At 68.9% G+C, this 17,986-nt stretch carries 18 protein-coding genes; 6 read left to right on the forward strand and 12 right to left on the reverse strand.

Translation table 11 applies throughout. The annotated features are described in order from the left end of the window. Positions 1-360: an NADH-quinone oxidoreductase subunit A gene (locus tag AQJ46_RS08840; protein ID WP_007383963.1), complete on the reverse strand. Its 360-nt coding sequence runs from the start codon at positions 358-360 to the stop codon at positions 1-3. 734 nt (positions 361-1,094) lie between these two features. Between AQJ46_RS08840 and AQJ46_RS08845 the strand changes: the two genes are divergently transcribed. Further along, positions 1,095-1,901, forward strand: a complete 807-nt coding sequence (locus tag AQJ46_RS08845) for a C40 family peptidase (protein WP_059204992.1) — start codon at positions 1,095-1,097, stop codon at positions 1,899-1,901. Positions 1,902-2,250: 349 nt separating this feature from the next. Then, on the forward strand, positions 2,251-2,898 hold the full coding sequence (gene def, locus AQJ46_RS08850) for a peptide deformylase (RefSeq protein ID WP_059204993.1): 648 nt from the start codon (positions 2,251-2,253) through the stop codon (positions 2,896-2,898). Between the two features lie 105 nt (positions 2,899-3,003). On the opposite strand, the gene AQJ46_RS08855 is transcribed toward def, so the two are convergent. Further along, entirely contained in the window at positions 3,004-4,290 is a 1,287-nt protein-coding gene (locus AQJ46_RS08855; RefSeq protein WP_057608008.1) for a geranylgeranyl reductase family protein, read from the reverse strand. 121 nt (positions 4,291-4,411) lie between these two features. Here AQJ46_RS08855 and AQJ46_RS08860 point away from each other — a divergent pair, with 121 nt between their 5' ends. Together AQJ46_RS08860 and AQJ46_RS08865 are read left to right on the forward strand one after the other, a co-directional pair. Then, positions 4,412-4,936, forward strand: a complete 525-nt coding sequence (locus tag AQJ46_RS08860; protein WP_059204994.1) for a GNAT family N-acetyltransferase — start codon at positions 4,412-4,414, stop codon at positions 4,934-4,936. A gap of 110 nt (positions 4,937-5,046) precedes the next feature. Next, the gene (locus AQJ46_RS08865; protein ID WP_057608010.1) at positions 5,047-5,367 is read left to right on the forward strand and encodes a PASTA domain-containing protein; all 321 of its coding nucleotides are present in this window, start codon (positions 5,047-5,049) and stop codon (positions 5,365-5,367) included. 25 nt (positions 5,368-5,392) lie between these two features. Here AQJ46_RS08865 and AQJ46_RS08870 read toward each other — a convergent pair whose 3' ends face one another. The 4 genes from AQJ46_RS08870 to AQJ46_RS08885 are packed head-to-tail and all read right to left on the reverse strand — an operon-like array spanning position 5,393 to position 10,084. After that, complete coding sequence (locus AQJ46_RS08870; protein ID WP_057608011.1) at positions 5,393-6,088, reverse strand: demethylmenaquinone methyltransferase; 696 nt, start codon at positions 6,086-6,088, stop codon at positions 5,393-5,395. Beyond that, positions 6,085-7,389, reverse strand: coding sequence for an acyltransferase family protein (locus tag AQJ46_RS08875; RefSeq protein WP_059204996.1), 1,305 nt, complete (start codon positions 7,387-7,389; stop codon positions 6,085-6,087). The genes AQJ46_RS08870 and AQJ46_RS08875 overlap by 4 nt, the downstream gene beginning before the upstream one ends. Continuing rightward, positions 7,389-9,665 carry a bifunctional polysaccharide deacetylase/glycosyltransferase family 2 protein gene (locus AQJ46_RS08880; protein ID WP_059204997.1) on the reverse strand — a complete coding sequence of 759 codons (2,277 nt, stop codon included), beginning with the start codon at positions 9,663-9,665 and terminating at the stop codon, positions 7,389-7,391. The genes AQJ46_RS08875 and AQJ46_RS08880 overlap by 1 nt, the downstream gene beginning before the upstream one ends. A gap of 17 nt (positions 9,666-9,682) precedes the next feature. Further along, positions 9,683-10,084: a hypothetical protein gene (locus AQJ46_RS08885; protein ID WP_079072181.1), complete on the reverse strand. Its 402-nt coding sequence runs from the start codon at positions 10,082-10,084 to the stop codon at positions 9,683-9,685. A gap of 305 nt (positions 10,085-10,389) precedes the next feature. Between AQJ46_RS08885 and AQJ46_RS08890 the strand changes: the two genes are divergently transcribed. Next, on the forward strand, positions 10,390-11,421 hold the full coding sequence (locus AQJ46_RS08890; protein WP_059204999.1) for a chitinase: 1,032 nt from the start codon (positions 10,390-10,392) through the stop codon (positions 11,419-11,421). Positions 11,422-11,505: 84 nt separating this feature from the next. Here AQJ46_RS08890 and AQJ46_RS08895 read toward each other — a convergent pair whose 3' ends face one another. From AQJ46_RS08895 to AQJ46_RS08915, 5 genes are all read right to left on the reverse strand, one after another. Further along, positions 11,506-12,093 (reverse strand): imidazolonepropionase-like domain-containing protein, encoded by a 588-nt coding sequence (locus AQJ46_RS08895; RefSeq protein ID WP_059205000.1) that lies wholly within the window; start codon positions 12,091-12,093, stop codon positions 11,506-11,508. A gap of 7 nt (positions 12,094-12,100) precedes the next feature. Continuing rightward, positions 12,101-13,300, reverse strand: a complete 1,200-nt coding sequence (gene mqnC / locus AQJ46_RS08900) for a cyclic dehypoxanthinyl futalosine synthase (protein ID WP_057608017.1) — start codon at positions 13,298-13,300, stop codon at positions 12,101-12,103. A 71-nt stretch (positions 13,301-13,371) separates the two neighbouring features. Next, the gene (locus AQJ46_RS08905) at positions 13,372-14,100 is read right to left on the reverse strand and encodes a prepilin peptidase (RefSeq protein ID WP_059205001.1); all 729 of its coding nucleotides are present in this window, start codon (positions 14,098-14,100) and stop codon (positions 13,372-13,374) included. Next, positions 14,097-15,899: a serine/threonine-protein kinase gene (locus AQJ46_RS08910; RefSeq protein ID WP_059205002.1), complete on the reverse strand. Its 1,803-nt coding sequence runs from the start codon at positions 15,897-15,899 to the stop codon at positions 14,097-14,099. Before AQJ46_RS08910 ends, AQJ46_RS08905 begins: the two co-directional genes overlap by 4 nt. Before the next feature lie 31 nt (positions 15,900-15,930). Further along, a complete protein-coding gene (locus AQJ46_RS08915) occupies positions 15,931-16,779 on the reverse strand; it encodes a menaquinone biosynthetic enzyme MqnA/MqnD family protein (protein WP_059205003.1) in 849 nt (282 codons plus the stop codon). A gap of 285 nt (positions 16,780-17,064) precedes the next feature. On the opposite strand from AQJ46_RS08915, the gene AQJ46_RS08920 reads away from it, so the two are divergent. After that, positions 17,065-17,268 carry a cold-shock protein gene (locus tag AQJ46_RS08920; protein ID WP_003992177.1) on the forward strand — a complete coding sequence of 68 codons (204 nt, stop codon included), beginning with the start codon at positions 17,065-17,067 and terminating at the stop codon, positions 17,266-17,268. A 95-nt stretch (positions 17,269-17,363) separates the two neighbouring features. Here the strand turns inward: AQJ46_RS08920 and AQJ46_RS08925 are convergent, their stop codons facing one another. After that, a complete protein-coding gene (locus AQJ46_RS08925; RefSeq protein ID WP_059205004.1) occupies positions 17,364-17,930 on the reverse strand; it encodes a helix-turn-helix domain-containing protein in 567 nt (188 codons plus the stop codon). Between the last annotated feature and the right edge of the window lie 56 nt (positions 17,931-17,986).

The raw sequence follows: 17,986 nt of genomic DNA on the forward strand, positions 1-17,986 counted from the left end.
TCAGTCCCATTCCAGGCCGCCGCGCCGCCATACGTACGCGTACGCGACGAAGACGGTGAGCACGAAGAGCAGCATCTCCACGAGCCCGAAAACACCCAGGGCGTCGAAGGTGACGGCCCAGGGGTAGAGGAAGACGATCTCGATGTCGAAGACGATGAAGAGCATCGCCGTCAGGTAGTACTTGATGGGGAAGCGCCCGCCGCCGGCCGGCGTGGGGGTCGGCTCGATCCCGCACTCGTAGGCCTCGAGCTTGGCCCGGTTGTACCGCTTCGGACCGATCAGCGTGGCCATGACCACGGAGAAGATCGCAAAGCCTGCCCCGAGGGCTCCCAGTACGAGGATGGGCGCATAAGCGTTCACCGCTCCTCGCTCCTCTCAGTCGGCACTGACTGCTGGCGATGGCATCGGACTCACACCCGACTCACACGTCCCTCTGACCTCCGTCCGTCTCGACGAAGATCGCGAACATGTGAAGCAGGTCACAAGCCCAACTGACCCGCATCCTATGCCTGCCGGTCTGTGATCTGCGACACGGGGTATTGCACAAGCTTTGTGATCTCCACCACCAGACGAAGGATCATGACGTCGGATCGGTGGTGATCTTCACACGAGAAGCGTCCAAGTGATCACCAGAGGTGACATTTCCGCTAGTCGGCGCAGGTCGGAAGAGGCGTCTCCATATCAAGAGACTTCCCCTGCATGCAAATTGGTGCTGGACGCGAGTGCTTGATAGAGGACCGCATTCACACCTCAGTGGGACCCGCGAGGACCGATGTGGACGCGTGCACACATTCACGAGCACCGGCCACCTCCGGACGCAGCCGCCGCCGTAACCGTTGCGTGACCTCCACCACACACATGAGAGGTTCCTAAGAAGGGGGCTTGGCCATCGGCCTCAACCGATGGTAGATGCGGGGCAATTAGGGCGTAACAGCGAAAGGCCATGATCACAGGCTTGATCACGAGCGTCCGCAATGTCCGTTACGGCGTCAATAAAGAGTGGGGCACCGGAGATTCGGGCCACCGATTGAACAACTGTGGCGCAGCACACGTTTCTTGAAGGTATGGAGGAGCCCCTGATACCAGTTGGTCTCATGTCCCACACCGCTCACATACGCAGTCACCGGAAACCCCGCCGCAGCGCGACGACTTCGATCGCCGTCCGCGCCGGCGTCGCCGGTGGCGTGCTCAGCATGGCAGCGGCGGGCGCGTCGGCTTCGGCGTTCGCCGCCGAGTCGACGACGCAGACCCTCGAACTGCCCACCCTGTCGGCCGATCTGGGCAGCCAGGTCGCCGAGTCCGCCGACGCGATGCAGCAGGCGGCCGCCAACTACCAGCTGCAGGCCGAGCGTGACGCGGCCGCCGCAAAGGCCGCGAAGCAGGCCAAGGCGGACCTCGCGGAGGCCAAGAAGAAGGCGGAGGCCAAGAAGAAGGCCGAGGAGGCCCGCAAGGCCGCAGCCGAGGAAGCCGCCTCGCGCAGCGCCGAACGGACCACGCTGTCCGCCTCGGCGAGCGCCAGTGTCTCCACGAGCTCGTCCACCGCCACCGGTTCGGCCGCGGCCGTCATCGCCTTCGTGAAGGCACAGGTCGGTGACGCCTACGTCTCCGGCGGCACCGGCCCCAACTCCTGGGACTGCTCGGGCCTCGTCCAGGCCGCGTTCAGCCAGATCGGCGTCGACCTGCCGCGTGTCTCGCAGGACCAGTCGACCGCGGGTACCCAGGTCTCACTGAGCAACCTCCAGCCGGGCGACATCCTGTACTGGGGCGGCGCGGGCAGCGCGTACCACGTGGCGGTGTACGTCGGCGACGGTATGTTCGTCGGCGCGCAGAACCCCTCGACGGGTGTCGCCGAGAAGCCGCTGTCCTACGACCCGCCGACCGGAGCGGTGCGGGTGCTCTGACACCGGAACAGCTTGATGGGGCCGCAGCCGCTCGGGGGCTGCGGCCCCGCTGCTTCGTCCAAGGCGGTGGCGCAGCTCGTCGACCCGTTTCAGGGGGTTCGCTCTCCGCTCGGCGTCCGAATTGTCCGCGTCCAGCAGCGCGTTGACCGCGAGCCGGGACCGCTGTGCGCGCCGTGGGGCGGTTGCCGGAGGCTTGGCGCCCGCTCTGCCCACCCCCACGGCTCCTCACCCGACGGCCGCTCCCCCGGCCCCCGTCAGGAACCGTCAGCGGGTGTGGCCGGTCTGCTCCTGGGGCTGTTGGATGTGTTCTCGGCATCCTCACAACCCACATCGAACAGGAGACATCACCATGCCCAGTGTGTTCGTTCAGGGCAGGCCCACCGACTCGTATCCGCCTCTCGCCCCCGAGGCCCGGCGCGGGCAGGTCCGGCGCATCACCGAGGTCGGCGAGGAGGTGCTGCACAAGCCGTGCCGGGACGTGACCGAGTTCGGGCCCGATCTCGCCGCGCTGATCGACGACATGTTCCTCACGATGTACATCGCGGACGGGGCCGGCCTCGCGGCCAACCAGGTCGACGTCGATCTGCGGCTTTTCGTCTACGACTGCCCGGACGACGACGGGGTCCGGCATGTCGGGCACATCGTCAACCCGGTGCTCGAGCAGGTCGACCCGGCCGGGCGCAGGCTGCTCGAGGACAGCGAGGGGTGCCTGTCGGTGCCGGGCGCCGTCATGGACGTACCGCGCCCGGACCGGGCCGTGGTCCACGGGTTCGACAAAGACGGCGCCCCTCTCGTGATCGAGGGGACCGGGTACTTCGCGCGCTGCCTGGCCCACGAGACCGACCATGTGAACGGGCACGTGTATCTGGACCGGCTGTCCAAGCGGGACCGGAAGGAGGCGCTGCGGCAGGTGGCGGACCGGCGGGACGAGGTGTTCGCCCGCCGGGCGGCCAACATCGAGGCGCTGAACGGCGGTCAGGGCACTGTCAGCGCCTGAGGGAGTGGACCAGCGCCCACACCGACACCGCGATGAGGATGACGAACACGGGTAACGCGACCCCTACGTCCATCCCTCCACGGTGCTCCGTCCGAGGGGCTCCCGTCACGCCTTCGGCGCCACCTTGCTCAGCCCGTTGATGATCCGGTCCATCGCGTCGCCGCCCGTGGGGTCGGTGAGGTTGGCGAGCATCTTGAGGGTGAACTTCATGAGCAGCGGGTGGGTCAGGCCGCGCTGGGCCGCGATCTTCATGACCTTCGGGTTGCCGATGAGCTTCACGAAGGCGCGGCCCAGCGTGTAGTAGCCGCCGTAGGTGTCCTTGAGGACGCGCGGGTAGCGCTGCAGGGCCATTTCGCGCCCCGCGGGGGTGGAGCGGGCGTGGGCCTGGACGATGACGTCGGCGGCGATCTGGCCGGACTCCATGGCGTAGGCGATGCCTTCGCCGTTGAAGGGGTTCACCATGCCGCCGGCGTCGCCGACCAGGAGCAGGCCCTTGGTGTAGTGCGGCTGGCGGTTGAAGGCCATCGGCAGGGCGGCGCCGCGGATCGGGCCGGTCATGTTGTCCGGGGTGTAGCCCCACTCCTCCGGCATCGAGGCGCACCAGGCCTTCAGCACCTCGCGCCAGTCGAGCTCCTTGAAGGAGTCGGAGGTGTTCAGGACGCCGAGGCCGACGTTGGAGGTGCCGTCGCCCATGCCGAAGATCCAGCCGTAGCCGGGCAGCAGCCGGTCCTCGCCGGGGCCGCGGCGGTCCCACAGCTCCAGCCAGGACTCCAGGTAGTCGTCCTCGTGCCGCGGGGACTCGAAGTACGTCCGTACGGCCACGCCCATCGGGCGGTCCTCGCGGCGGTGCAGGCCCATCGCGAGGGAGAGCCGGGTGGAGTTGCCGTCGGCGGCGACCACGAGGGGCGCGTGGAAGGTGACTTCGCGCTTGTCCTCACCCAGTTTCGCGTGGACACCGGTGATGCGGCCGGTGCGGTCGTCGATGATCGGGGCACCGACGTTGCAGCGCTCGAACAGCCGCGCCCCGGCCTTCTGGGCCTGGCGGGCGAGCTGCTCGTCGAAGTCGTCGCGCTTGCGGACGAGGCCGTAGTCGGGGAAGGAGGCGAGATCCGGCCAGTCGAGCTGGAGGCGTACGCCGCCGCCGATGATCCGAAGACCCTTGTTCCGCAGCCATCCGGCCTCTTCGGAGATGTCGATGCCCATCGCCACGAGCTGTTTGGTGGCACGCGGGGTGAGGCCGTCTCCGCAGACCTTCTCACGCGGGAACTCGGTCTTCTCCAGCAGGAGCACGTCGAGTCCGGACTTGGCGAGGTGGTACGCGGTCGTGGAGCCGGCCGGCCCCGCGCCGACGACGATGACATCGGCGGTGTTCTCGGACAGGGGCTCGGTCACGGCGGGATCTCCCAGGCTCGGAATCAAGTTCGGAATCAAGTTCTGAATCCGCGTGCCGACCGGCACTGGACATGGGCAGTCTATTCAGCAGAATTGATCACCCGGCTGAAGGGCTGCCCCAGTGAACCGAGCTCTGCCTGTTGTACGGCTGCGCGTCCCCACCGACGAGGACGCCGTCGCCTGGCACCGGGTCTTCGACGACCCGGACGTCATGGAGTTCCACGGCGGCAGGTCCGCCGAGCTGTACGTCTATGAGGAGCTCACCGCGCGCCAGCGCCGGCACGACGCCGAGCGCGGGTTCTGTCTGTGGACCATGGTTGACGAGCGCGGGCAGGTCATCGGCTTCACCGGTGCCCAGCCATGGCCACAGGACTGGGGGCCGACGGGCGAGATCGAGATCGGGTGGCGGCTCGGGCGGGCGTACTGGGGCCAGGGGTACGCCACGGCGGCCGCGCAGATGACCCTGGAGCGACTCACGGCGGCGGGCGTCACCGACGTGGTGGCGATGGTCAGACCCGGCAACGAACGGTCGATCGCGGTCACCAAGCGCCTCGGAATGGAACTCGCGGAGACCTTCCCACACCCCCGGTTGAACGAAGAGGCGCTCTGCTTCAGGCTCTCCCTGCAGATCAGTCACTCAGAGTAGCGTTCTGTTACAGAAAGACACTCGGCACTTCCTGTCGCCGCGGGGCCGGAGTTACCCTTCCGGTACCGCTGGGGGTGACATCTGTGCGCATAACACCCAAGACGCCCGAAGTGCGCGTACCGCGTCTGGTCGGACTCATGGCCGTCGACGCACGTGAGACGGCCCAGGCGCAGGGCCTGTTCGTCAGTGCGCCGGATCGCAAGGACTTCCACCAGGCCGTCGTCGACTATGTCGTACGCCAGTACCCGCAGGCCGGTGCCGAGGTGCCGCGGGACTCGGTGGTGTACGTGTGGTTCGACCTCGGTCCGGGTGAGGGCGGCGGGGGCATCCGCGAGCCCCGCATCCCCCGACCCCCGAGCGGCGGCCTCCAGCGTGAACTGGACGAGCCGGGAGACCCGTACGCCGTGCGCTGTACGACAGGGCTCGGCTGACCCGGGTCGTACCTCACGGGGCCGCTCAGCTCTCCTTGACGCCCCGGTGCAGGGCCACGATCCCGCCCGTCAGGTTCCGCCATGCCACCTTCGACCAGCCGGCCTTCCGGAGTCGCTCCGCCAGGGCCGGCTGGTCCGGCCAGGCGCGGATGGACTCGGCGAGGTAGACGTAGGCGTCGGGGTTGGAGGAGACCGCGCGGGCCACCGGCGGCAGGGCGCGCATCAGGTACTCGGTGTAGACCGTGCGGAAGGGTGCCCAGGTCGGGTGCGAGAACTCGCAGATCACGACCCGGCCGCCGGGCCTGGTCACCCGGTACATCTCGCGCAGCGCGGTGTCGGTGTCCTGGACGTTGCGCAGCCCGAAGGAGATGGTGACGGCGTCGAAGGTGTCGTCCTTGAAGGGCAGCTTCGTCGCGTCGCCCGCGGTGAAGGGCAGCCAGGTGTGCTTCCGCTTGCCGACCTGGAGCATGCCGATCGAGAAGTCGCAGGGCACGACATAGGCGCCGGTGCGGGCGAAGGGCAGCGACGAGGTGGCCGTGCCCGCCGCCAGATCCAGGATCTTCTGGGCGGGGCGGGCGTCGACGGCCCTGGCGACCTCCTTGCGCCACACCCGGTCCTGACCGAGCGACAGCACGTCGTTCGTCAGGTCGTACCGTTCCGCCACGTCGTCGAACATCGAGGCGACTTCGTGCGGCTGCTTGTTCAGGGAAGCGCGGGTCACGTCGCCATTCTTGCAGGCCGCCCTCCCGGAAGAAGCTGCGGCTTCTTCTTCCCGGCCACGTCCTCCACCCATCCGCACAGCAGCACGAACCCCGCGATCAGAATCCAGCCGACACCGAACATGAACCACTGACTCTCCAGCGGCAGCCACTTCTCGAACGCGGGCACGTTCCAGAACTGGTCGATCAGCGGCACGGCGAGGATCAGCGCGATCTCGTGCCACAGATAGATCGTCACCGCGCGGGAGTTGAAGATCGTGACGACCCGGTCCGTCCGCCGGAAGCGGGTGAGCCAGGCGAAATCGATCCCGAAGCGCGACTTGGCCCACATCAGGAGCGTCACGTACCCGGCCGACCAGAAGGCCTGGGCGAGGGGGATGTCGTCGAGGTCGTACGACCCCGTCTCGGCCTGGTGGGTGAAGGCGTACCAGCCGCCGAACCCGATCGCGGCGAGCGAGAGAGCGACGACGGCCGGCGCCTTCAGCCGCTCAAGGATCCCGTCCCGGTGGGCGAAGCCGAGGATCCAGCAGAACAGGAAGGTGGCCAGGTCCGTCAGCGCGCTGCCGAGGCGGTTGTCCGGCGGCTCCCACAGGAACTGGAAGACCACGATCGGGGCCAGGGACAGCAGCAGGACCGGCACCGGAGCCGGCCGGAACACCTTCAGCAGCGCCGGGGACAGCAGGACGAACCACAGGTACGTCCGCAGGTACCAGAGGATCTCCCAGGCCTGCTCGCCCCACGCGTTGCCCGGCGGATCGCCGAGCGGCACGATCCAGTAGACGATCTGCCAGCCCGGCATCCAGTCGTGGACCAGCATCGCGAGGACCACGAAGACGCCCCAGAACCAGAAGGGCGGCAGCAGGCGGCGCATCCGGCTTCTGACCACCGTGCGGGCGGGCCGCTCCAGGGACTTCGCCATCAGCGTGCCGGCCAGGCCGAACATGATCCCCATGGAGGGGAAGACCATGCCCGCCCAGGCCCAGCCGAAGGTGTGATAGGTGACGACCCGGATCAGGGCGACGGCCCGGAGGGTGTCGAAGTAGCGGTCGCGGCCCGGGGGCCGAGACGGAGGCTTCTCCTCCTCCGCCTCGGCGTCAGCGGGGGCTCCGGCGACCGGCGGCTCCTGCGGCTCCGGCTCCGTGCCCTGTCCGTAGTAGCCGTGGTCGACGTACTCCTGCGGAAACGGCTGCTGCGGATACGGCTGCGGCTGCTCTACGTACCCCGAGTACCCGTACTCGTAGCCGTACCCCTGCCCCTGCCCCTGATAGCCCTGCTGCTGATACCCCTGCTGCTCCCAGCTCATCAGCCCACCCCCGCCGGGGTCCCGACCTCGCCGGTCCGCTTCAGCTTCTGCCAGCGCAGCCGGCCGCCGGTGAGGGCGGTGATGCAGGAGTGGATGAGGACGAGGTACATCATCTGGCGGTAGGCCAGCTGCTGGAGCGGCATCATCAGCAGATAGCGGTACTTCTCCTTGTCCAGCTTGAAGGCGTACGCCGCGCACACGAGCTGGACGCCGAGGACCGCGAGCCACGCGTACAGCGCCGCCCGGAAGTCGACGAAGATCATCGAGTAGGCGGTGAACACGTCGATCAGCGGGGCGAAGACCGGCGTGACGATCTGGAAGATCACCACCAGCGGCATGCCGACCCGGCCGAAGCGGCCCGAGGGGCCCTTGTCCGTGAGGGACTTGCGGTGCTTCCACAGCGCCTGCATCGTGCCGTACGACCACCGGTAGCGCTGCGACCACAGCTGCTTCAGGGAGCCCGGTGCCTCGGTCCACGCGCGCGCGTGCTCCTGGTAGACGACCCGCCAGCCCGCGCGGTGCATCGCGATGGTGATGTCGGTGTCCTCGGCGAGGGTGTCCTCGCTCATCCCGCCGACCTGGAGGACCGCCTCGCGGCGGAACGCGCCGATCGCGCCCGGGATGGTGGGCATGCAGCGCAGCAGGTCGTACATCCGGCGGTCGAGGTTGAAGCCCATCACGTACTCGATGTGCTGCCAGGCGCCGATGACGGTGTCGCGGTTGCCGACCTTGGCGTTGCCGGCGACCGCGCCGACCTCCGGGTTCGCGAAGGGCTGCACCAGCTGCCGTACGGTGTCCGGTTCGAAGACGGTGTCGCCGTCCATCATCACGACGATGTCGTGACTGGCGCTGCGGACACCGTTGTTGAGGGCGGCCGGCTTGCCCGCGTTCTCCTGGCGGATGACACGTACGTTCGTCATGCCCAGCGAGCGGGCCGCCTCGCGGGCGATCTCGGAGGTGCCGTCCGAGGAGCCGTCGTCGACGACGACGACCTCGATCGGATGGGTGCTTCTCGCCAGCGACTCCAGGGTGTTGGCGATGCACTCCTTCTCGTTGTACGCCGGGACGATCACGGTCACCGGCCGGGTGACCGTGGGCCCCCAGCTGAAGCGGCGTTTGTTGCGCAGTCGGTAGTGGCGGCGGGCGAGGATCAGCATCATCCCGAACCGGCCCATGACGGCCACGCCCACGATCACCAGTCCGACCGACAGCGTGGGCACGGTGTACTCGGCGACGGCGACGGCCACGACGAGCGCCTTGCCCTCGTAGAGCGTCGTGCCGGTGGCCTCGCGGTGCGCGGCCTGGAGGCGGTCGGTGCCGTTCCGGCTCCCGCCCTGGAGCTGCCCGCCCGCACCTGCCGGCGCGTTCGCCTGCTGTCCCGCGCGGGCAGCCGTGTTCTGCGCCTCGATGACCCCGCTGATGGTGGTGAAGGTGTAGCCCTTCGCCCGCATCTTCTCGATGTACTCCGGCAGCGCCTTGACCGTCTGCTCACGGTCGCCGCCGGCGTCGTGCATCAGCACGGAGGCACCCGACGTCCCGGACGGCGTCGCCCACTTGACGATCTTCGAGACGCCCGGCTTCTTCCAGTCGTCGCTGTCGGTGTCGACGAAGACGCTGGTGTAACCCTCCTCGCCGAGCTTCTTGTACACGGGCCAGCTGTAGTTGTCGATCGCGTCCGTCTCCGAGGAGTACGGCGCCCGGAACAGCGTGGTGGTGATGCCCGCCGCGCCCGCGAGGGCCAGCTGCGTCTGGGTCATCTCGCGCCGGATGCGGGCGTCGCTCTGGTAGGAGAGGTCGACGTGGGTGAAGGTGTGGATGCCCACCTCATTGCCCTGGTCGACCATGTCCTTCACGATCCCCGGGTAGCGCGAGACCATCGAACCGACCACGAAGAAGGTCGCCGGCACGTCGTACTTCTCCAGGATCTTCAGAACCTGGGGCGTGTACGTAGGGTTCGGGCCGTCGTCGAAGGTGAGCGCGATCGTCTTGGCCGGCACGGCGGTCGTGGTGGCCTGGCCGCCCCGGAAGCTGATGATCGGTCCGCCGTTGAGGATCTTGTCGGGGACCTTGCTGGAGCCGGCGCCGTCGCGCACCCGCTCGTCGCCGCCGACCTCGGCGCGCAGATAGCCGTCGAGCAGCATCACGCTGGTCAGGCCGAGCAGGAGCAGCAGGGCGAGGATGACCCGCGGTTTCTGCAACGCCGCGGCCTTGCCCGCCGCCCGCTCGATGCGGGTGGGGGCACGCCGGCGGCCGCGGGAGGGCGTCGTCGTGGTCATGTGGTGGGCCGTTCCGGTCAGTGGGATGCAGCGGAGGCGGTCGCGGTCGGGACGGTGCTCGGCGGAGCGCCCGTGGCGGTGCCCGTGGGCAAAGTGCCGGAGGGCCTCGACGGCGGGGTGCCGATCCCGCCCTGCGGCTGGATGCCGCCGGGGCCGGAGTTCGATGAGCCACCGGGACCGCCGCCCGCGAAGGGCAGCAGTGTCGTGCTGGAGACGCCGATGCCCATGAAGGCCAGGCCCAGCACGACGGCGTAGCCGAGGGACAGGACGCCGAGGAGAAGACCGATCCGGCGCAGCAGCTTGGAGCGGCGTCCGGAGTTGTCAACGAACACCGGGCCCTCGGCGGACCCGTTACTACCGCGTTTGCGGCGGCGACCGCGCGTGTCCGCACGGTTTTCGATGGCAGTCTCGGAATGCATTCCCCAGACGTTAAGGAGTCTTTATGTGACCGAGTCATCCGTTCTTGTGAGACGCATATGAGAAACGCCTTAACCTGTCTTTTCCCTGAGAGATTTCACAAACGCCTGCACAGGTCACCATGGAGGGAAGTGAGCCGAATGCCCTATTCGGTTCGCCCGTTTGGCCCGATTCACGCGATGCGACCCGTGGATCTTCTGTGTATCCACTGTCGCTTTGAACACCGGCTTCGTATGAGACGTTCTCCTTTCGAATGACCCCTTGTTTCAAGCCTGAGACGAAAATCACGAGAGCGGGTGCATGAACAATGCGGGGTTTCCTGAGGCCGGCCGCCGGGCTCACTTGTCTGTTTGCCCTGGCCATGACGGGGTGCTCCGCCGACTCCGACAGCGCCTCGGACGCGGAGCCTTCGGAACAGAGCGGCGCCTCGGTGTCGTCGGCGTCGGAAGCCGCGTCCTCGGTCACCGCGTACGCGCCCTACGTCAGCGCTGACGAAGCGTCCGACAACGACTCCGCGGGCTCGCCCTCGGTGTACAACCTCGCGTTCGTGATCGCCGACGGCAGCGCCTGCACGCCTTCCTGGAACGGCACGTCCGCCATCGGCGACTCGTCGGTCGCGTCCCGGATCAGCGCGCTGAAGGAGGACGGGGCTCAGGTGCGGGTCTCGTTCGGCGGGGCCTCCGGGAAGGAGCTGGCCGAGACCTGCTCCACCGCGGCGAAACTGGCCGCGGCCTACGGAAAGGCGCTGGACGCCGCCGGTTCCTCGCTCGCCGACTTCGACATCGAGGGGGACGCGCTGAGCGACTCCGACTCGGTGGAGCTGCGGTCCGAGGCGATCGCGTTGCTCCAGGAGGAACGGAGCGATCTCGCCGTCTCGTTCACGCTTCCCGTGATGCCGTCCGGGCTCGACGACGGCAGTGTGGCGCTACTGGAGTCCGCGAACGACAAGTCGGTTCAGGTGTCGACCGTCAACATCATGACGATGAACTACGGGGAGTCGTACGACGGGGACATGGGGGATTACGCGATCACTTCGGCGAAGGCTGCGCAGGCTCAGTTGCGGGACGTTTTCGGTACGTCCGATTCCACTGCGTGGCGGGCCATGGCGCTCACCTCGATGATCGGGACGAATGATGTGGACGGGGAGACGTTCACGTTGTCCGACGCGGCTCAGGTGCGGGAGTTCGCCGAGGCGAAGGAGGTGGCGTGGGTGTCGATGTGGTCGACGTTTCGGGATCAGGAGTGTGAGTCGGGGAACTCGAACGAGGATGACCCGTTGACCAATTGCAGTGGGGTTTCTCAGTCGGCGGGGGCGTTTGGAGAGGCGTTGGCCGGTTGAGCTTTGGGTGCGGGTCGGTGCGGGCTGGTCGCGCCCACGCGGCGGAGCCGCAAATCGATACAGCCCCGCGCCCCTGAAAACCCCTCACCTGCGCCGGTGTAGCAAGCGGCCGTTGATCACCGTTGCCACGCAGGTTGTCAGTTCTGGGGTTTCGAAGATCGCGAAAGTGGCCTCGGCCTGGGGAAGCAGCGGGGTGGCGAATGACCCGGAGGTCAGTGAAGGCCGGCCCACGGGATCCGCGAGCCGTTGCTCGATCGTCAGGCCCGACCTGTGTACGGCGTCGATCACCGCGGGGCGTCGCAGCTCACCCCTCACCGCCACCACCCCGTGCGCCAGCATCCGCTGCACCCCCCGCCGCGCACTCGCACCCCACCGGGCGTCCGTCATGCCCAGGGACTCCAGCGCCTCGCCCGAGATCGGCTCGCTGCCCAGGTCCTCACGTGGGTCCGGATGGTAGGCCTGCTCCAACAGCTCCGGCCCGTACGGGTTCACCAGGCCCGGGGTGAGAACTCCCGGCCAGCGGCGCACCCTTGCGGTCGGATGTGCGGCGGCCAGCTCCTCGTAGACCTCTACGGCAGCCAGCCGCCGTCCCTCGACCAGTACCGCCCCACCGGGCAGCGGTGACCTTCCGCCGCCCGGGATCAGCAGGTCGGCGGTGTGGATCGTCAGCAAGACAGGCCTAGTTGGACGCGAGGATCTTCAGCTCGGGATGCGCCGTGCCGCCCGCGATCGCCGTGGAGGAGATGTGGGACATGACGCGGGCGTCGACGGGGTCGTTCGCCGGGTCGTCGTGGACGACGAGGTGCTCGTACGTGGTGGCGCGCTGGGCCGGGACCCGTCCCGCCGTACGGATCATGTCGATCATTTCCTGGAGGTTGGAGCGGTGCTTGGCACCGGCCGCCGAGACGACGTTCTCCTCCAGCATGACCGAGCCGAGGTCGTCCGCGCCGTAGTGCAGCGTCAGCTGGCCCGCGTCCTGGCCGGTGGTCAGCCAGGAGCCCTGGATGTGGGCGATGTTGTCCATGAAGAGCCGGGAGATCGCGATCATCCGCAGGTACTCGAAGATCGTGGCCTGGGTGCGGCCCTTCAGGTGGTTGTTCATCGGCTGGTAGAGGTACGGGATGAACGCCCGGAAGCCGCCCGTCCGGTCCTGTACGTCACGGATCATCCGCAGGTGCTCGATGCGCTCGGCGTTGGTCTCGCCGGTGCCCATGAGCATGGTGGAGGTGGACTCCACGCCCAGGTTGTGCGCCGTCTCCATGATCTCCAGCCAGCGCTCGCCGGACTCCTTGAGGGGCGCGATGGCCTTGCGGGGGCGCTCGGGGAGCATCTCGGCACCGGCGCCCGCGAAGGAGTCGAGGCCGGCCGCGTGGATGCGCTGGATGGCCTCCTCCACGCTCACCTTGGAGATCCGGGCCATGTGCTCGACCTCGGACGCGCCCAGCGAGTGGATCACCAGCTGGGGGAACTCCTTCTTGATGGCGGCGAAGTGCTTCTCGTAGTACTCGACGCCGTAGTCCGGGTGGTGGCCGCCCTGGAACATGATCTGGGTGCCGCCGAGTTCGACGGTCTCCGCGCACCGGCGCAGGATGTCGTCCAGGTCGCGGGTCCAGCCCTTGTCCTTGGCCGTCGGCGGGGCGTAGAACGCGCAGAACTTGCACGCCGTGACGCACACGTTGGTGTAGTTGATGTTCCGCTCGATGATGTACGTCGCGATGTGCTCCGTGCCCGCGTACCGACGGCGGCGCACGGCGTCCGCGGCGGAGCCCAGCGCGTGCAGCGGGGCGTCGCGGTAGAGGTCGAGCGCCTCCTCCGGAGTGATGCGCCCACCCTCTGCGGCACGGTCGAGGACGGACTGAAGGTCGGCCTTCTCGGTCACCGGGGCGTGCCTTTCGTCAAGGGTTCGGGCGGTCTCGGCCAGCCTACGCCAGCCCTCCCGCAAGCCCGACCTCAGGCCGTGTACGCGCCGATCAGCAGCCCCGCGTACGCCCCCGCGATCAGGAACGGTCCGAACGGGATCGCCGTCTTGCGTCCCGCCCTGCCCACCAGGACCAGGACACCGCCGTAGAGCGCGCCGAGCAGGAAACCGGCGAAGGTGCCGAGGAGCACGGTGTCCCAGCCGTACCAGCCCAGGACCGCCCCCGCCCCGAGCGCCAGCTTCACATCGCCGAAGCCCATGCCGCCGGGGTTGATCCGCCACAGCACCCAGTAGCCGACGCCGAGCGCGAGGGCGCCGAACAGGGAGTTCAGCCAGTTCCCGGCGTGCTCGGGCACCAGCGCCACCGCCCCGAGCAGGGCGAGTGCGGCGGCCGCGAGGGGGAGGGTGAGCGGGTCGGGCAGTCGTCGTACGCGCAGGTCGATGACGGCGAGCAGGACGCCCACGGGGGCGAGTAGCAGCCAGACGGCGATCTCCGGGTGGGTGCCGGTGGCGGCGGCGACGCCGGCGCAGAGGAGGGCGGTGACGGTGGAGAGGACGGGGGCGCTGGGGCCGTACGACTGCTGTGTGCCGCATGTCCCGCACCTCGCCCGCCCGAGCCGGCCGCCCAGCGGGTGACCGGCGGGGCAGGTCTCCCGCCACGGTTCCCCGGACGGGACGGAGTAGCGGTAGGCGGCGCGGGGCAGCAGCGAACCTGCCGCCGCTCCCCACAGTGCGGCGACGGCGACGAGCAGTTCCGTCACCGCTCGACCTTCGACATCCGCGCCTCGGGGTATCCCTCGGCCTCGCTCTCCGACGTGTACTTGAGGTCGTCGCCCTCCGCGGTGAGGCGGACGGTGTGGGCGGTGGGGTTGCAGCCGGCGTGGTTGTCCTTCGCGCCGACGGCCGTGGTGACGAGTTCCGTCTCGGTGACCTGCTTCAGCGTGAGGACGTCGGTGCACTCGGCCCCGATCGCGTCGGTCTGCCGCAGGCGGCCCAACTCCTCGCCGACGCCCACATTCTTGACGGTGATCCGGAAGGTCCCCATCGGCAGGCTCCCGCCGAGACCGCTGCCCTGTCCCTCCCAGGTGCCGAGATAGCGGGCGGGGACCGCGGAAGGCCCGCTCGGCGCCTGGCTGGACGGCGTGGAGGACGCGGACGGCGCGGAGGACGCCGAGGGCAGGGAGGCCGACGGTACGGAGCTCGGGGCCGAGGAGTAGGCGTCGTTGCCGGGTCCGGAACTCGCCGAGTCGTCCTCGCCGCGTCCCGGCAGCAGGTCGAACAGGAACACCGACCCCACGGTCACGGCTGCCAGCGCCCCCGCGACGGCGAGCGCCACGGTGCAACTCATCCGGCGCCCGCGGCCGCTCTCTCCGGGCGTGGCGGTGGCGGCGACGGAAACGGAGAGCCGACCGGGACCGGGTCGCTTGTCGGAGGGCACCACCGTCTCGTGGGGCACAGCGTCCCGGGGCTCGGGCACCAAGGGTCCGCCCGTGGTAGCCGGCGGCGTGACCGGGAACGCCGGAGGCCCGGCCGCGGCGGCCGGAGGCGCACCCGCGGACACCGCCGGCATCACCGGCGGCGGCCCAAACGCCCCCACCGTCCCCGCCGAACCCCCACCCACCGAAGGACTACTGAACCCCACCGGCCCGGACGCCTGCTCCCCCGCCGCCTCAAGGTTCAACAGCTGTACGGCACTACGCCCCACCTGCTCGACCAGCGCCCCCGGCAGCCACCCCGCCACCACCAGCCGTGCCGCCCCCTCAGGGGCGAGCCGTCGGGCCAGCTCCTCCGGAGTCGGCCGGTCCTGCGCCGACTTGGACAGACAGGCCCCCACGAGGTCGCGCAACTCGCCGGTCAGCGATCCGAGTTCGGGCTCCTCGTGGACCACCTTGTAGAGGAGGGAGGCCGAGGAGTCCCCCGGGAAGGGCGGTACCCCCGTGGCCGCGTACGCCAGCACCGCGCCCAGGGAGAAGACGTCCGCCGCGCCCGACACCCCCTTGCTCAGGATCTGTTCGGGGGACATGTAGCCGGGCGAGCCGATGGAGACGCCGGTGGAGGTCAGGGACGCGGTGCCGTCGGTGGCGCGGGCGATGCCGAAGTCGATGAGGAGGGGGCCGTCGACGGTGAGCAGGACGTTGGAGGGCTTCACGTCCCGGTGGACGAGCCCCAGTCCGTGCACGGCCGCGAGCGCCTCGGCGAGGCCCGCCCCCAGGACTCGTACGGAATGCTCGGGCAGCGGGCCCCCGTCCGTGACCGCCGAGGCCAGGGAAGGGCCCGCCGCGTACCCCGTGGCAACCCACGGCACCGCCGCCTCCGGGTCCGCGTCGAGGACCGGCGCGGTCCAGGCCCCGCCCACTCTCCGCGCCGCGTCGACCTCGCGGCGGAAGCGGGCGCGGAACTCCTCGTCGAGCGCGAAGTGCGGGTGCACGATCTTGACGGCGACCGTGCGGCCCCCGGCGCTGCGGCCGAGGTAGACCCGGCCCATGCCGCCGGAACCCAGTCGGCCGAGCAGCCGGTAGGGCCCCACGGCGGTGGGTTCGTCGACTCCCAGCGGCTGCATACCGGCCTCCCCCATAAGGTGCAGATGCAGATTAGGGCTGAAGCAGTTCCACCTTCACGTCCCCGGGGAAACCCGTCGTCGGCCCCACCCTTCGCGCGAACTCCGTGACCGCCGCCAACTGCGGGGCTCCGAACCGGAAGTCCAGCGTCGTGAAGTACTTCTCCAGGACCTTCTCGTCGAAGGCCTCCCAGCGGGCCGCCTGCTCCGCGACCTTGCCGACCTCCTCCAGGGAGAGGTTCCGGGAGGCGAGGAAGGCCTCATGGACCTTGCGGGTGATGACCGGCTCGCGTTCGAGGTAGTCGCGGCGGGCGGCCCACACCGCGAAGACGAACGGCAGCCCCGTCCACTCCTTCCAGAGCGAGCCGAGGTCGTGCACCTCGAGGCCGAAGCGCGGGCCGTCGAGGAGGTTCGCCCGCAGGGCCGCGTCGCCGATGAGTACGGCCGCCTCCGCCTCCTGCATCATCAGGCTCAGGTCGGGCGGGCAGGTGTAGTAGTCGGGCCGGACGCCGTAGCGCTCGGCGAGGAGGAGCTGGGCGAGGCGTACGGAGGTACGCGAGGTCGACCCGAGGGCCACCCTGGCGCCGTCCAGCTCGTCCAGCGGGACCTGCGAGACGATGACGCAGGACATGACCGGGCCGTCGCAGCCGACGGCGATGTCGGGGAAGGCGACCAGGTCGTCCGCGTTCTTGAGGAACTCGACGAGGGTGATGGGCCCGATGTCGAGGTCTCCCTGCACCAGCTTCTCGCTGAGCTTCTCCGGGGTGTCCTTCGTGAGCTCGAAGTCGAGGAGCGTGCCCGTCCTCGCGAGCCCCCAGTACAGGGGCAGGCAGTTCAGGAACTGGATGTGGCCGACGCGCGGCCGGGTGCGAGAATTGTCCACATCGCGACAGTAGACCCCTTGGGGTACGCTTCGGACTTCGGCCCCACAGTCAACCCCTGCACGATCTTCAAACGTCCGGGTGACGTGATCTTGGCCTCTATTGCTTTCGGCTGCCTGCATGCTACGCTCGCCGCAAGTTGCAGTTTGGTTTCCCTTGCAGTACAGAGCCTGCGGAGCATGTAACCGCAGGCTCTAGTCGTTTTCAGACATATGCAGTTGTGCGGCACTGTTTTCACACTTGCAGGTTCTGGAGCAGGGCAACCCTTTTGGGCCCAAGGAGGGCTTATGGCTACCGGAACCGTGAAGTGGTTCAACGCCGAAAAGGGCTTTGGCTTCATCGCCCAGGAGGGCGGCGGCCCCGACGTCTTCGTCCACTACTCCGCGATCAACGCGAGCGGCTTCCGTTCGCTGGAGGAGAACCAGCAGGTCTCCTTCGACGTGACCCAGGGCCCGAAGGGCCCGCAGGCGGAGAACGTCACCCCCGTCTGATCCCGACTCATAGGCGATCCAGCCTCTGATCCGGACCTGAAAGCAGTACCCAAGGAGCCCCGCGCCGCACGGTAGCGGGGCTCCTGCCTTTGCTTTTACATGTGCTGCATGACCAGCACGAACGTCGTGCCGGGGGTGAGCGCCTCGTACGAATGGGCCACATCTCCCCGATACGTCATGTAGTCGCCGGGCTCCAGCTCGGCCTCCTCCCCCACCGGTCCGGCCTTCACCCTCCCCGCGCCCACGATCAGATGCTCCACGGTCCCCGGAATGTGCGGCTCCGATTCCCGTACGGCGCCTGGTTCGGCCCGCAGGTGGTAGACGTCCCGTCGCGCTCCGGGCGGGCTCGCGGAGAGCAGGGTGGCCGCGAACTCGGCCTTTTCCGAGGCCACGGTCGGCCCCTGTCCCGCCCTGATCACCCGCACGGACGGCGCCGGCGGCTCGACCAGGGCACTGAACGGCACCCCGAGCGCCACCCCCAGCGCCCACAGCGTCTCCACGCTCGGGTTCCCGCTCGCCGCCTCCAGCTGGGACAGCGTGGACTTCGCGATTCCGGCGCGCTTGGCGAGCTCGGAGAGGGAGATCCCGGCCCGGGTGCGCTCGCGGCGCAGAGAGGCGGCGATCCAGTCCAGGGGGAGCCGGGGCGGGGGGCTGTCGGACATGCTGTTCGCTCCATCGGTACGATCGTTCGCCTTGACGAACAGGGCGCCTACCGTCC

It is taken from the genome of Streptomyces canus, from assembly GCF_001514145.1.
In the GTDB taxonomy this organism is placed as follows: Bacteria; Actinomycetota; Actinomycetes; order Streptomycetales; family Streptomycetaceae; genus Streptomyces; species Streptomyces canus.

Excerpts from the sequence above, each read along its gene's own strand:
- def (WP_059204993.1), top strand. The coding sequence starts at position 2,251 with ATGCCCAGTGTGTTCGTTCAGGGCAGGCCCACCGACTCGTATCCGCCT.
- AQJ46_RS08875 (WP_059204996.1), bottom strand. The coding sequence starts at position 7,389 with ATGAGCTGGGAGCAGCAGGGGTATCAGCAGCAGGGCTATCAGGGGCAG.
- AQJ46_RS08845 (WP_059204992.1), top strand. The coding sequence starts at position 1,095 with ATGTCCCACACCGCTCACATACGCAGTCACCGGAAACCCCGCCGCAGC.
- AQJ46_RS08880 (WP_059204997.1), bottom strand. The coding sequence starts at position 9,665 with ATGACCACGACGACGCCCTCCCGCGGCCGCCGGCGTGCCCCCACCCGC.
- AQJ46_RS08910 (WP_059205002.1), bottom strand. The coding sequence starts at position 15,899 with ATGCAGCCGCTGGGAGTCGACGAACCCACCGCCGTGGGGCCCTACCGG.
- AQJ46_RS08885 (WP_079072181.1), bottom strand. The coding sequence starts at position 10,084 with ATGCATTCCGAGACTGCCATCGAAAACCGTGCGGACACGCGCGGTCGC.
- AQJ46_RS08890 (WP_059204999.1), top strand. The coding sequence starts at position 10,390 with ATGCGGGGTTTCCTGAGGCCGGCCGCCGGGCTCACTTGTCTGTTTGCC.
- AQJ46_RS08920 (WP_003992177.1), top strand. The coding sequence starts at position 17,065 with ATGGCTACCGGAACCGTGAAGTGGTTCAACGCCGAAAAGGGCTTTGGC.
- AQJ46_RS08925 (WP_059205004.1), bottom strand. The coding sequence starts at position 17,930 with ATGTCCGACAGCCCCCCGCCCCGGCTCCCCCTGGACTGGATCGCCGCC.